Here is a 13,448-nt window from a genome sequence, read left to right as displayed (position 1 = left end):
TGGCAAGGTGGGGAATAGGTCCCCTCGCCCCTCCACCGAAATGAGGTGGTATCAAATCACCGTCTTTTCCGCAATGTCGAAAAAGGCGGAACGGATGCGCTCGGACATGGCGCCGGGATGACCGTTTCCGATCGTTTGGCCATCGATTTCAACGATCGGGAAACAGATGCTCGTGGCCGCCGTGATAAACACTTCGCGGGCGGCGAGCATCTCGTCGCGGGAGAATTCCCGTTCCGCAACCTCTATCCCCAGCTTGGCCGTGACGTCCATCAGTCCGGTGCGCGTGATGCCGCGCAGGATGCCATGTTCGGCCGGACGCGTGACAAGGATACCGTCCTGATCGACGATCCAGACATTGGTGGCCGCCCCTTCCGTCACCATGCCGCGCGCGTCGATATAGATCGCTTCCTGGGCACCCTGTTCCTTCGCCGCCTGACGCGCCATGGCATTGGGCAGAAGACCGACACTCTTGATGTCGACGCGGTCCCAGCGGTTGTCCGGAAGTGTAATCGCCTTCAGACCCGTCTCGTTTTTCCTCGCAATGATCGAGGGATCGGTGATCTTGGCGGTGATCACGAGGCTGGGCGGCGTATCGGCAGAGGGGAAAACATGGTCGCGTCGGGCAACGCCGCGCGTCACCTGCAGATAGAAGAGCCCGTTCTTCACCCGGTTGCGCCGGGCCACCTCGCGGATCACCTGGGTGAGCGCTGCCCGGCTCATCGGGCATTTCATCTGAAGTTCCGACAGCGAGCGGTCAAGGCGATCGAGATGGCGGGTCAGGTCGACGATCACGCCGTGACGGATCTCGCAGACCTCGTAGACGCCGTCGGCGAACTGATAGCCGCGATCCTCGATATGCACTGCGGCTTCCGAATGGGGAAGATAACGGCCGTTGACATAGGCAATGCGGGGCATCGGGTTCAAACCTTCAAAGATGCTGGCTATTAGAAATACTGGATCGACACGCGGAACAGCTGCTCGACATGGCGCACGGCATCGGCCGCGGCAAAAAGCACCACGCGATCCTTGGCCTTGATGCGGGTGTCTCCATTCGGGCGCAAGACCGTCTTGTCCCGGTAAATCGCACCGATGCGCAAGCCTGCAGGCAATTCCAGGTCGCGGAAGAACTTGCCGACCAGCGGCGAGGTTTCCAGCGCCTCGGCTTCAATGACTTCGGCCTTGCCCTTCTGGACGGCATAAACGGCGCGAATGCGGCCCTTGCGCACATGCTGCAACACACGCGAAATCGTCACGGCACGTGGGTTGATATAGGCATCGATGCCGATCGAGCCGGCGATATCATGAAAGGACGGGCTGTTGATCAACGCCATTCCCGACTTGCAGCCGAGGCGCTTGGCCATGGCGGCACTCAGAATATTGGTCTGGTCGTTGTTGGTGAGCGTCACCATCAGATCGGCATCCTGAATGTCGGCCTGATGGAGAATGTTCTGATCGAGGGCCGAACCGTGCAGGACAATCGCATCCGACAGCTGATCGGACACGGTGAGCGCCCTCTCACGATCGCTTTCGATGATCTTGAGGCGAGTCTTCGGCGACATCTGACCGATCGTGCGCGCGACATAGTGGCCGATATTGCCGCCGCCGGCGATGACGATGCGGGCCGCTTCCTGCTCTTCATGGCCGAAGAGACCAAGGGTGCGGCGGGCATGGTCGCGTTGGCAGATGACGTAAGCGAGATCGCCGACCAGCAGGTGATCCTGCGAGCGGGCGACCATCAGCTTGCCGTTGCGCCAGATCGCGCAGACGGTCGCCATCAGGTCGGGAAAGAGCTCGCTCAGCTGGTTAAGCGGCGTGTCGACGACCGGGCAATCCTCCATGCACTCGATGGCCAGCATGGCGATGTGGTCGTCAGCAAAGCGGACGATGTCGGTGGCGCCGGGAAAGGAGATGCGGCGGAGCACCATCTTGCCGACTTCGATCTCGGGTGAGATCGTCACGTCGATCGGCAGGTTTTCGCGACTGAAGAGATCGGAATATTCCGGCAGAAGATAGTTCTGCGAACGAATGCGGGCAATTTTCGTCGGAACGTTGAACAGGGAATGCGCCACCTGGCAGGCGATCATGTTGATCTCGTCATAGAGCGTGACGGCTATCAGCATGTCGGCCTGATCGGCGCCGGCACGCGCCAACACATCCGGATGGGCACCGTGGCCGACATAACCACGGACGTCGAGCGTCTCGGTGATATGGGAGACGAGCGACGCCGAGGTGTCGATGACAGCGACGTCATTGTCCTCCTGCGACAGGCGCTCGGCAATCCCGTAGCCGACCTGGCCCGCACCGCATATGATGACCTTCATGGCGATTTTCCTGCGCTCGCCCGATCCTGGAACCGGACTCGTTTGCCTTGCTTATACGCCAAGGGATTTCAGTTTGCGATGCAGAGCCGAGCGCTCCATTCCGACGAATTCCGCAGTCCGCGAGATGTTGCCGCCGAAGCGATTGATCTGCGCGATCAGATAGTCGCGTTCGAACATTTCACGTGCCTCGCGCAATGGCAGCGTCATGATGTGGGTATCGTTTCGCGCAGAGACCTTGGGCAGCATGTCGGAGAGGTCCTGCGGCAACATCTCCGCCGTGATGGGAGCCTCGGGGCTGTCGCTCTGGGCGAGGATCATCAGCCGCTCGATATTGTTGCGCAGCTGGCGAATGTTGCCCGGCCAGTCGTTTGCCTGGAGCACGGCCATCGCGTCCTCGCCGATCTTGCGCTGGCGAATGCCGGCCTGCTCGGACACCTGGCGCATGAACATATCGACCAGAAACGGGATGTCCTCGCGTCGTTCGGCCAGCGCCGGAACCTTGACGGGTACCACGGCCAGACGGTGGAACAGATCTTCACGGAAACGCCCTTCGGCGATCATGCCCTCAAGATTATAGGCGCTGGAGGAGATGATGCGGACGTCGACCTTCACACGCTTAGAGCCGCCGACCCGCTCGAACTGCTGTTCGACCAGGACACGGAGGATCTTGTTCTGCGTTTCCCGCGGCATCTCACCGATTTCGTCGAGATACAGGATACCGCGATGGGCTTCCTCAAGGGCGCCGATCCGGCGCGGCTGGCCGGGCGTACCCTCGGTGCCGAACAGTGCCATCTCCATCCGATCGGGCGTGATTGCGGCCGCGTTCAACGAGACGAAGGGGCCGGCGGACCGGCTGGAACGCTTGTGGATCATGCGTGCCACCAGTTCCTTGCCGGAGCCGGAGGGGCCGAAGATCATGATACGGCTGTTGGTCGGCGCGATCTTTTCGATGGTCTGGCGGAGTTGCGAGACGGCGACCGAGGTGCCGATCAGTTCCACGGCGTCGCCGGTGCGCCTCTTGAGATCTGAGACTTCGCGCTTCAGCTTGGAATTCTCCAGCGCACGCTCGGCGATCAGGATCAGCCGGTCTGCCTTGAAGGGCTTTTCGATGAAATCGAAGGCGCCACGCTTGATGGCGGAGACGGCCGTTTCCACATTGCCGTGGCCGGAGATCATCACGACCGGCAAATCCGGGTGACGCAGCTTGATTTCGTCGAGCAGGGCCAAGCCGTCGAGACGGCTGCCCTGCATCCAGATGTCGAGAAAGACGAGACGGGGCACACGGTCGGAAATCGCCGCCAGGGCGCTGTCGGCATCGTGCGCCGTGCGGGTCTCATGGCCTTCGTCGCTCAGAATGCCCGAGACAATCTCGCGGATGTCCTCTTCGTCGTCGACTACCAGAATATCAGAGGCCATGGACCTTTTCCTTGTCGTTCTCGCTGTCGATGGTGGGCGCTTCGGCGCGTGGGAGGATGATTCGGATCATCGCGCCCCTGCCCCGGTCGAAATCGGCCGGAGCGTCATGCAGCTCAAGCTGTCCGCCATGCTCTTCTATGATTTTCTTGACGATGGCGAGACCGAGACCGGTGCCTTTCTCGCGCATTGTCATATAGGGTTCGAGGATCCGGTGCCGGTTTTCCGTCGGCAGGCCGCGACCATTGTCGATGACGTCGACGGCAAAGCGGTCATGGGCGTGGTCGAAATAGGAACGGACCATAATCTTGCCCTTGCCGATTTCCTCCACCGGCACAGCCTCGATCGCCTCCACGGCATTCTTGACGATGTTGCTGACCGCCTGAGCCAGCATGCGCGCGTCAAAACTGCCTTCCAACGGCTCGTCGCCGAAGTCGCGCTGGAACTCGATTTCGCTGCTGCCGATTTCGCGCAGGAAGACCGCATCCGTCAGCACTTCCCGCAAATCGGTCCGCTGCTTGGTCGGCTTCGGCATCCGGGCAAATGCGGAGAACTCATCGACCATTCGGCCGATATCCTCCACCTGACGAACGATCGTGTCGGTGCACTGGTTGAAGACAGGCTTGTCGTCCTCGGCGATCTGTTTGCCGAAACGACGCTTGAGGCGCTCGGCGGAAAGCTGGATCGGGGTCAGCGGGTTCTTGATCTCATGGGCGATGCGGCGCGCGACGTCCGCCCAGGCGGTCGAGCGCTGCGCCACCACGAGGTCGGTGATGTCGTCGAGCGTGATGACATAACTGTCTTCCGAGCCACCGGTCTCTTCGCGGGTCACCTGGACGTTGAGTGTCCGCTCCTTGCCGCCTCGGATCATGTTGATCTGCTCGCGATACTCGCCGCGATGGCGCACGGCCGCCTCGTTCAGCACGCGGTCGACCTCCGGGGCAACTAGAGACAGCTTCTCTCCGATCAACTGGTCCGCCGGCAGGGCGAGGAAGAACTCTGCCGAAGGGTTGACGATGGTGACGATGCCATTGTCCTCGACGCCGATCACGGCCGCCGTCACGCCTGAGAGCACGGCCTCGATGAAGCGGCGGCGGTCGTCGACTTCGTCCTTCGCTTCGAGAATTTCGTCGCGCTGCGAACGGATCTGCGAGACCATCTTGTTGAACGTGCGAGACAGGCTGCCGACGTCGCCATCGGCGGCACGCACCGGCACCAGAACGTTGAGATTGCCCGAGGCGATGCTGTCGGCAGCCCCGATCAACAGACGGATCGGCCTGACGATTCGGTCGGCAACGGCAATGGCGGTCCAGATGGCGGCCAGAAGGACAATCAACGCAAAACCGAGATAGAGGATCGCAAAGGCAATCTGCAGCGTGGTGCGGCCATCCTCCATGGATTTGTATTCAGCGGTGTTTTCCTCCATCAGCCGCATGGCCTGCATGACCTTCGGGTCGACCGCACGGATGGTGTAAAGGAAGGTGCCCGAGATGGAATCGAGCTTGATGATCGCTCCAACCAGGTTGGTCACACCCGGCGGAATGAGCGTCGGCTGGCCGGCGGCTGCACTTTCCAGCGCATCACGCGGGATCGCGGGCAAGGGCTTTTCCGTATCGATATCGGCCTTGGTGATGGCCGAGCCGTCCTCGCGGACGAGGAAGGCGCCGAGCATGCCGCGCCCTCGCGCCTGGCGGGTCATCAGCTCAACGAAACCGGTGCGATCCAGATAAAACAGTGCACGATTGCGCTCCAGGTCATTGGCCATGGAGATCGCCTGACCCTGAAGGTAGCTGGCGTTCTCCAGCATGTAAGCCTGAGCAACGTTGAGAGATGACGAGACAATCGACTGCGTGCGAATCGAAAACCAGCGGTCGAGACCGACATTCAGCGTGATCGAAGCGAAGATTGCGACGAGGATCGCCGGCGTAATTGCGATGATCGAGAACAAGGCCACGATGCGCACATGCAAACGGGCCGCCGCCCGGCCGCGGTTGCGCGCCCTGAACAATCGCAAAACCTCGCGGCCGATCAGGAACATCAGGCCGACGATGAACATCGAATTGACCACGGCCGAAGCGACCAATACGCGCGACGTCGGCTCGATGGGCGTCAGGCCCAGGAGGATCGGCAGTGTGAAGCTGGCGCAAAGCAGCGCTCCGCCGGCGAGCAGAAGGCCAGGCAGCGCAAAGGATGCCCTACGGTCCTGCGCCATCGCCGCTTCAACATCCGCGGCGGAGGCTCGCCTCACCCTTGCCATTCAATTCCCCCGGATCCGCCGGAACGGATCTCATCTTCACGACCGGCAACGGGGCCGGATCGGTATTTCCTGCTCTGCGGACAGTTTCCGACAGAGGTCAGCGCCCTGACATAAAAAGCAGTTCGCCACATCACGTGGCTTTTGAGCAACGCAATGTGGCGAAATTGCAACGGAGCTTTGCCTGATGTCAAGCCGAACGGGAACTGCGATAGACGGAGACACCGAGTTCCCGGATCTTCTTGCGCAGCGTGTTGCGATTGAGACCAAGGAGATCTGCAGCCTTGATCTGGTTACCACGCGTGGCCGTCAGGGCCGCGAGAATCAGCGGGTATTCCATCTCCGTCAGAACGCGGTCATAGAGGCCCGATGGCGGAAGCGCTTCACCGAAGGAGGCGAAATAGGTGCGCATGTTTTCTTCAACCGCCTGGGAGATGGTCATCGTGCCGCTTGCCACGCCGACCTTGGCGATCGGGCTGTCGGAAATATCCGCGCGCAGTTCCTGTTCGACCACTTCGCGGGCGATCACGTCTTGGGGATACAGCGCCATCAGGCGGCGCACCACGTTCTCCAATTCGCGGACATTGCCCGGCCAGGCATAGGATTTCATCACTTCCAGCGCTTCCTGGTCGAAACGCTTGGCGTCCAGGCCTTCCTTCTCGCCCTGCTGGATGAAGTGACGGACGAGATCCGGGATATCTTCGGCGCGATCGCGCAGCGGCGGCAGGCGGAGCGGCACGACGTTCAGGCGGTAATACAAGTCTTCGCGGAACAGGCCCTGGTTGATCGACTGCTTGAGATCCTTGTTGGTCGCCGCGACGATCCGAACATCGGTGCGGATCGGGGTGCGTCCGCCAACGGTCGTATACTCGCCCTGCTGCAGGACACGGAGAAGACGGGTCTGGGCATCCATCGGCATATCACCGATTTCATCGAGAAAGAGCGTTCCACCTTCCGCCTGTTCGAATCGGCCGGTCGAGCGGTTCTGCGCGCCGGTGAAGGCGCCCTTCTCGTGACCGAACAGTTCCGATTCGATCAGGTCGCGCGGAATGGCGGCCATGTTGATGGCGACGAAGGGACCGTTCCGCCGCTTGCCGTAGTCGTGCAGCGCCTTGGCGACCAATTCCTTGCCTGTCCCCGACTCGCCGGTGATCATCAGCGTCAGGTCCGTCTGCATCAGGCGGGCGAGAACGCGGTAGATTTCCTGCATGGCGGCCGAGCGGCCGACCAGCGGCATGCCGTCCTGCATGTCGTCGTCGAGGCGGGCCGGACGCTTCTTCGGCTCGGAGAGCGCGCGGCCAATGATGGCAATCAGTTCCGTCAGGTCGAAGGGCTTAGGCAGGTAGTCGTAAGCTCCCTTTTCCGAGGCCTTGATGGCGGTCATGAAGGTGTTCTGGGCGCTCATGACGAGGACCGGCAGATCCGGGCGCGCCTTCTTGATGCGCGGCAGAAGGTCGAAGGCGTTTTCATCCGGCATCACAACGTCAGTGACAACGAGATCGCCCTCGCCCGCCGAAATCCAGCGCCACAACGTGGCAGCATTGGAGGTGATCCTGACATCGTAACCTGCGCGGCTCAGCGCCTGGTTCAAGACCGTGCGGATCGCAGCGTCGTCGTCTGCAACAAGGATCGTGGCTGTCATCAGTTCGTTCCCGAGGATTTGGCAAGGGGCGCGTCGTCGAGCGCCGTCTCTTTCGACATGGGCATGAGGACCCGGAATGTGGTGCGGCTGGCCTGGCTGTCGCATTCGACGATGCCACCATGGCCGCCGATGATCTTGGCGACCAAGGCAAGGCCGAGGCCGGAACCGTTCGTCTTCGTCGTGATGAAGGGATCGAAGAGATGCGGCAGGAGATCGGAGGGCACGCCCGGGCCATTGTCATGGACGCAGAATTCGAGCGGCAGCGAGATCTTCTCCCGCGAACCGGCCACCGACAGACGAATGCCCGGGCGGTATGCCGTGGTCAGCTGGATCTCGCCATCCGAGCGCTCACCGATTGCTTCGGAGGCGTTCTTGACGAGATTGAGGAAGACCTGCACCAGCTGGTCCCGGTTGGCAAAGACCGGCGGCAGCGAGGGGTCGTAGTTCTCGGTGATGCGGATATTGCGGGCAAAACCCGCCTTGGCGACGGCCTTCACCTGGTCGAGAACCGAGTGGATGTTGATGGACTGGCGATCGACCGGCCGCTCGTCGGAAAAGACCTCCATGCGGTCGACCAGAGAGACGATGCGATCGGTCTCGTCGCAGATCAGGCGGGTCAGGGCCCTGTCTTCGTCGGTCACGGCTGTCTCAAGCAATTGGGCCGCACCCCTGATCCCAGACAAAGGGTTCTTGATTTCGTGCGCCAGCATGGAGGCAAGACCGGTGACCGACCGTGCAGCGGCCCGATGGGTGAGCTGGCGGTCGATCTTGTCGGCCATCGAGCGTTCCTGGAACACGACAACCACATTGCCCGGCTGGCCGAGAACCGGCGCAACGTAGAGATCGACCAGCTTTTCCTGGCCGAGTCGCGGCGACGATAGATCGACACGGTATTCGTTGACCGGAGCGCGACGTTCTCGCACCTGCTCGATCAGCGACAGTAGCGGGCTTCCAAAAGGGATGAAGGTGGAGAGGCGGTAACGCGCCAGATGGGCCGCACTCGCGCCGAAGAAGGCTTCCGCCTCCCAATTGGCAAAGGCGATATGGCCGTTCGCATCCACCATCACCACCGGGTTCTGAATGGCGTTCAGCACGGCCATGGCGAGGCCGTTGCCGCTCGCGTTGTCGTTCGCCGTCATGCGGCCTCCTGTCTGGCGCCGGCGCCGCCGTTGCCCGAGAGCGCGCGCTCCAGAGCCTCGACGACGAAGCCCGTGTCCTTCGATGTCATGATTGCCGCCTTGGCATCGCTCGCGAGTTCCGGAGCGTGGCGGTCGAGATACCAGCCGAGATGCTTGCGGGCGTGCCGAACGCCGACCTCGGCACCGTAATGCTCCAGCATCATGCGGTAATGTTCGATAACAAGTCCGGGAATTTCGGCGGCTTGCGGGCCCGAATGTCCAGCGAGCACGCCGGCATGCCATGGCCTTCCCTGACAACTGCGTCCAACCATCACCGCGTCAGCGCCGGATCGGCGCAGGATCTCATGCGCATCATCGATCGTCTCGACATCGCCATTGGCAATCAGGGGGATGCGGATCGCCTCGCGGACCGCCGATATCGCATCCCAGTCGGCGCGCCCCTCGTAAAACTGCATGCGGGTGCGGCCGTGGATCGTGATCAGTTGAACTCCGGCGGCTTCGGCCCGGGCGGCGATGTCTGGCGCGTTGATCGACGTTTCGTCCCAGCCGAGACGCATCTTGACCGTGACGGGGATCTTCACCGCCTTCACCGTCGCTTCGATCAGGGACAGGGCATGATCCGGCTCGCGCATCAGAGCGGAGCCGGCATAGCCACCAATCACCTTCTTGGCCGGGCAGCCCATGTTGATGTCGATGACGTCCGCACCATTCGCCTCGGCAATGATCGCTGCTTCCGCAAGCCATCTTGCCTCGCGTCCAGCCAGCTGGACCATATGCGGCGTCAGGCCGGCGCCCTTGAGGCGCGACCAGCTCTCGGCGGCGTTGAAGACGAGTTCGCGGCTTGCCACCATTTCGGTCACCACCAGCCCGGCACCGAAGCGAAAGGCCAGCTGGCGGAACGGCAGATCGGTCACGCCAGACATCGGCGCGAGCACCACACGGTTCCGAACCGGAACCGTGCCAATGCTGAAGGGCGTGTCCAACGCAACGGAAATCAAATGATTATCTTTCAGGCAAAGAACGCATTTGCATTATTTTTAGACAGTCGTCACTGGCTTGCCAAGAGGCAAAGCTCACGCATCGATAAAAAATCGTGCAAATGCTGGAAAAGCCGGTGCCGAGCCGATAGAGCACGGTTGCGAAGACAATGTGTCATGGACCAGGCGGGGCGATGGAGCAAGAGCTGAGCGGAACAATCGGGATTGTCGTGGTGGCCGCAGGCCGCGGCGAACGCGCCGGCACATCCGCAGAAGGACCAAAGCAATACCGGAGGATCGGCGGCAAAGCCGTCATCTGGCACACACTCAAGGCCTTCCTCGACTGGCCCGGAAGCGGCCCCACCGTCGTCGTGGTCCACCCCGATGATCATGAACTGCTGCAGGCGGCGATTGCGGATCTACCGCAAAAACAGAAGCTGATTGCAGTCAACGGTGGCGCAACGCGCCAGGCTTCGGTCTTGAATGGTTTGCGCGCCCTGCGCGGCCACCCGATTGACCATGTCATGATCCAGGATGGCGTCAGGCCCTTTGTCGATCGCGGGCTCCTGGAGCGGATTGCAGCGGCACTTACCGGCGGCCAATCCGCCATACTGCCCGCCATTCCAGTCGCCGACACGATCAAACGCGCAGATGCCGCCGGGATCGTCGCGGCCACCGTTTCGCGCAAGGATCTCTTTGCGGCGCAGACCCCACAGAGCTTTCACTACGAAACGATCCTTGCCGCCCACGAGCGAGCCGCAAGCGAACTGGAGGCAGACTTCACCGACGACGCCTCCATCGCAGAATGGGCGGGCATCCCGGTTCATCTGATCGAGGGCTCGATCGACAATGTCAAACTGACCGTGCAAAGGGATATCACCATGGCCGACGAGAAACTTAGAGGCGGCACCCTGCCCGACGTTCGCACCGGCAATGGTTACGACGTGCACCAGCTGGAAGCAGGTGATGGCGTCACGCTCTGCGGTATCTTCATTCCGCACGACCAAAAGCTGAAGGGACATTCGGACGCCGATGTTGCGCTACATGCACTGACGGATGCTTTGCTTGCGACGTGCGGTGCTGGCGATATTGGCGACCATTTCCCACCCTCGGACATGCGGTGGAAGGGCGCGGAATCGCGGATCTTTTTGGAGCATGCCGCCAAGGTCGTCCGCGCTGCGGGCGGCACGATCATGAATGCAGACATTTCGCTTATTGCCGAAGCACCTAAGATCGGGCCGCATCGACAGGCGATGCGGGAGAAGATCTCCGAGATCCTCGGCATCTCGCTTGATCGTTGCTCGGTGAAGGCGACCACGAATGAGACGATCGGCTTCGTTGGCAGACGCGAAGGCATTGCTGCGATCGCGACGGCAACGGTGGTCTATCAGGGAGCCGTGTAATGGGCATTTATCCGGCTGACATCGAGCACCAGGCTGCCGCGATTATCGCGGCTTACCGCGATCTTGGCTGGATGCTCGCGACGGCAGAATCCTGCACGGGTGGGCTGATTGCGGGCGCTCTGACCGAGATCGCCGGTTCGTCGGCCGTCGTCGACCGCGGTTTCGTCACCTATACGAACCAGGCCAAGATGGATCTGATCGGCGTTTCAGCGACGACGCTGGAGGTCTTCGGTGCCGTCTCGAAGGAGACGGCGCTGCAGATGGCGCATGGGGCGCTGATGCGCTCGGATGCGGAGGTCGCTGTGGCCGTGACTGGCATCGCCGGACCGGGCGGTGGATCGGTGGAGAAGCCGGTTGGGCTCGTTCATCTCGCCTTGAAGACCCGCTCAGGTCTCATCGACCACCGGGAGATGCGCTACGGCGAGATCGGCCGTGATCAGGTCCGGCTTGCGACGGTCGAGACAGCGCTTGAGATGCTGACGGCCGCCGTTCAGGCCCCGGCGTAGATCTTGTCGGCGCGCGTCTCGAAGGCTTCCGAGAACATGCGGAAGGCGCGGTCGAACATAGAGCCCATGAGCGCACCGAGGATTCGGTTCTTGAATTCGTAATCGATGTAGAAATGCACGGCACAACCGCCCTCGCCGGCCTCTTCGAAGCGCCAACGGTTATCGAGATACTTGAAGGGACCTTCGATGTATTTGACATCGATCGTCCGGTCTGCGGGCGTTAGCAGAACCTGCGTCGTGAAGGTCTCGCGGATCGCCTTGTAACCCACCGTCATGTCGGCCAGCAGCAACTCCTTGCCCTCGCGCTCGCGGCGAGAACGGATGGTCAGCGCCTCGCAAAGAGGCAGGAATTCGGGATAACGCTCGACGTCTGCGACCAGCGCGTACATACGGTCGGGGGAGTGCTTGACGAGGCGGCGGGTTTCGAACTGAGGCATGATCCGCACTTAATCGCGGATGCCAGCAAGATCAAGCAGCTGCGCCATTTCGCCATAGGATTTCAGGGTTATCACGGGTACGGACGGGCCGTGACGCTCGATCTCCTGGATGATCCTAGGGGAAAATCGGCGTTCGAAGTTCCAGATGTAGGAAAGGAATTCGCGGTCGGGCAAAGGTTCAGGGCAACCTTCGGCCATATCCGGTCTGACTGTACCTTTGTAACGCGCCACTCTTTTCGCAACGTCCAGAAGGCATTTCCACCTGGAAAGGCGCAGCCACACAATAAGATCGGTGCGCGGCAGCCTTATATCAAAGGACGACGAACCACTGCCGTCTATGACCCAGGCCTCGTCGGCAACCAAGGCACTCAAGCGTTCACGCTGCTCTTCTCGGCTCCGCTCCTGCCAACCGGGCAGCCAGCGCACATCCCTGTCCAGCGAAACGTAAGTGAGATTGAGCGAGGATGAGAGGCGCTGGGAATACGTACTCTTTCCGGCGCCTGAGGAGCCTATGACGCAGATGCGGCGAGCGGCACGCAATTGGATAGCGGCATCTTTTCCGAGCGGGATCTCCAACATTCGGAGCAACCGTCAAGCTGCGGCCACGGGCCTGATCTGATCAAGACCCTTCGCGGTTTTGCTTGCCTGAGCAAGGTCGTAGGTCCGCTGAAGATTCAGCCAAAATTCAGGACTTGTCGAGAAATAGCGCGCCAGCCGCAACGCCATCTCCGCCGTTACATGGGCATCGCCCTTGTCCAGCGATTCCAGCGCAGGCAAAGGGATACCGGTCTCCGTAGCCACCGTGTCGCACGCCAACCCGAAGTCCGCGATGAAGTCGTCGAACAAGACGCGACCGGGATGGATGGGCTCTTCAGGCAAATGCAGCATCTCACACCTCAGTGATAGTCACAGACTTCGACGTCGAAAGCATCCCCGTCAACCCAACGGAAACAGATCCGCCACTGATCATTGATGCGGATCGAATACTGGCCTTCCCGGTTGCCCTTCAGCGCTTCCAGTCGATTGCTTGGCGGCACACGCATATCTGCGAGAACGTTAGCCGCATGCAATGCCATCAGCTTTCGTCTTGCACGCTCGACCACGTCTGGCGGGAAACCGCGAACCGCCGACGTTCTGAAAAGTTGTTCCGTCAGTTTGTCCTTGAAATCTCATATCATGATTTCACCCAAACTGACAGAGCCGAGGCCTAGATGCGCACGACTTGAAGCTTCTCCCGCGCCGCCTTCAGCCTTGCGAAGTCATCGCCGGCATGGTGCGAGGAGCGGGTGAGCGGGCTCGACGAGACCATCAGGAAGCCCTTGGTGTAGGCTATGTCCTCGTAGGACTTGAACTCTT

Annotated in this window: 12 protein-coding genes and 2 pseudogenes; 2 read left to right on the top strand and 12 right to left on the bottom strand. The window is 61.2% G+C overall.

Annotation, left to right across the window (positions count from 1 at the left end; all coding sequences use genetic code 11):
• Positions 1 to 51: 51 nt before the first annotated feature.
• The 7 genes from DMY87_RS05985 to dusB form a co-directional block, all read right to left on the bottom strand.
• The gene (locus tag DMY87_RS05985; RefSeq protein ID WP_110790410.1) at positions 52 to 915 is read right to left on the bottom strand and encodes a D-amino-acid transaminase; all 864 of its coding nucleotides are present in this window, start codon (positions 913 to 915) and stop codon (positions 52 to 54) included.
• A 29-nt stretch (positions 916 to 944) separates the two neighbouring features.
• Entirely contained in the window at positions 945 to 2,321 is a 1,377-nt protein-coding gene (gene trkA, locus DMY87_RS05980) for a Trk system potassium transporter TrkA (protein ID WP_110790409.1), read from the bottom strand.
• Positions 2,322 to 2,372: 51 nt separating this feature from the next.
• Positions 2,373 to 3,737 carry a nitrogen assimilation response regulator NtrX gene (gene ntrX / locus DMY87_RS05975; RefSeq protein WP_110790408.1) on the bottom strand — a complete coding sequence of 455 codons (1,365 nt, stop codon included), beginning with the start codon at positions 3,735 to 3,737 and terminating at the stop codon, positions 2,373 to 2,375.
• Entirely contained in the window at positions 3,727 to 5,991 is a 2,265-nt protein-coding gene (locus DMY87_RS05970; RefSeq protein ID WP_110790407.1) for a sensor histidine kinase NtrY-like, read from the bottom strand. Before DMY87_RS05970 ends, ntrX begins: the two co-directional genes overlap by 11 nt.
• A 187-nt stretch (positions 5,992 to 6,178) precedes the next feature.
• Positions 6,179 to 7,630 carry a nitrogen regulation protein NR(I) gene (gene ntrC, locus DMY87_RS05965; RefSeq protein ID WP_110790406.1) on the bottom strand — a complete coding sequence of 484 codons (1,452 nt, stop codon included), beginning with the start codon at positions 7,628 to 7,630 and terminating at the stop codon, positions 6,179 to 6,181.
• On the bottom strand, positions 7,630 to 8,769 hold the full coding sequence (locus tag DMY87_RS05960) for a two-component system sensor histidine kinase NtrB (protein ID WP_110790405.1): 1,140 nt from the start codon (positions 8,767 to 8,769) through the stop codon (positions 7,630 to 7,632). The genes ntrC and DMY87_RS05960 overlap by 1 nt, the downstream gene beginning before the upstream one ends.
• Positions 8,766 to 9,782 (bottom strand): tRNA dihydrouridine synthase DusB, encoded by a 1,017-nt coding sequence (dusB, locus tag DMY87_RS05955; protein ID WP_110790404.1) that lies wholly within the window; start codon positions 9,780 to 9,782, stop codon positions 8,766 to 8,768. Before dusB ends, DMY87_RS05960 begins: the two co-directional genes overlap by 4 nt.
• 158 nt (positions 9,783 to 9,940) lie before the next feature.
• On the opposite strand from dusB, the gene DMY87_RS05950 reads away from it, so the two are divergent.
• The gene (locus DMY87_RS05950) at positions 9,941 to 11,149 is read left to right on the top strand and encodes a bifunctional 2-C-methyl-D-erythritol 4-phosphate cytidylyltransferase/2-C-methyl-D-erythritol 2,4-cyclodiphosphate synthase (protein WP_110790403.1); all 1,209 of its coding nucleotides are present in this window, start codon (positions 9,941 to 9,943) and stop codon (positions 11,147 to 11,149) included.
• Positions 11,149 to 11,655 carry a CinA family protein gene (locus tag DMY87_RS05945; RefSeq protein WP_110790402.1) on the top strand — a complete coding sequence of 169 codons (507 nt, stop codon included), beginning with the start codon at positions 11,149 to 11,151 and terminating at the stop codon, positions 11,653 to 11,655. Before DMY87_RS05950 ends, DMY87_RS05945 begins: the two co-directional genes overlap by 1 nt.
• Here the strand turns inward: DMY87_RS05945 and DMY87_RS05940 are convergent.
• The 5 genes and pseudogenes from DMY87_RS05940 to DMY87_RS05920 all read right to left on the bottom strand — a co-directional run.
• Positions 11,640 to 12,092 carry a type II toxin-antitoxin system RatA family toxin gene (locus DMY87_RS05940; protein ID WP_110790971.1) on the bottom strand — a complete coding sequence of 151 codons (453 nt, stop codon included), beginning with the start codon at positions 12,090 to 12,092 and terminating at the stop codon, positions 11,640 to 11,642. The two genes, DMY87_RS05945 and DMY87_RS05940, sit on opposite strands and share 16 nt — an antisense overlap.
• Before the next feature lie 9 nt (positions 12,093 to 12,101).
• Complete coding sequence (locus DMY87_RS05935; protein ID WP_110790401.1) at positions 12,102 to 12,671, bottom strand: P-loop NTPase family protein; 570 nt, start codon at positions 12,669 to 12,671, stop codon at positions 12,102 to 12,104.
• A gap of 12 nt (positions 12,672 to 12,683) precedes the next feature.
• Positions 12,684 to 12,980 carry a HigA family addiction module antitoxin gene (locus DMY87_RS05930; RefSeq protein ID WP_110790400.1) on the bottom strand — a complete coding sequence of 99 codons (297 nt, stop codon included), beginning with the start codon at positions 12,978 to 12,980 and terminating at the stop codon, positions 12,684 to 12,686.
• A gap of 8 nt (positions 12,981 to 12,988) precedes the next feature.
• Positions 12,989 to 13,249, bottom strand: a pseudogene (locus DMY87_RS05925) (type II toxin-antitoxin system RelE/ParE family toxin); the annotation flags it as partial.
• A 50-nt stretch (positions 13,250 to 13,299) separates the two neighbouring features.
• Positions 13,300 to 13,448 (bottom strand): annotated as a pseudogene (locus DMY87_RS05920) (lipoyl synthase); the annotation flags it as partial.

Origin of the sequence: Peteryoungia wuzhouensis (assembly GCF_003205195.1) — a bacterium.
Taxonomy (GTDB): domain Bacteria; phylum Pseudomonadota; class Alphaproteobacteria; order Rhizobiales; family Rhizobiaceae; genus Allorhizobium; species Allorhizobium wuzhouense.
This window is presented reverse-complemented; position numbering and strand designations above follow the sequence as displayed.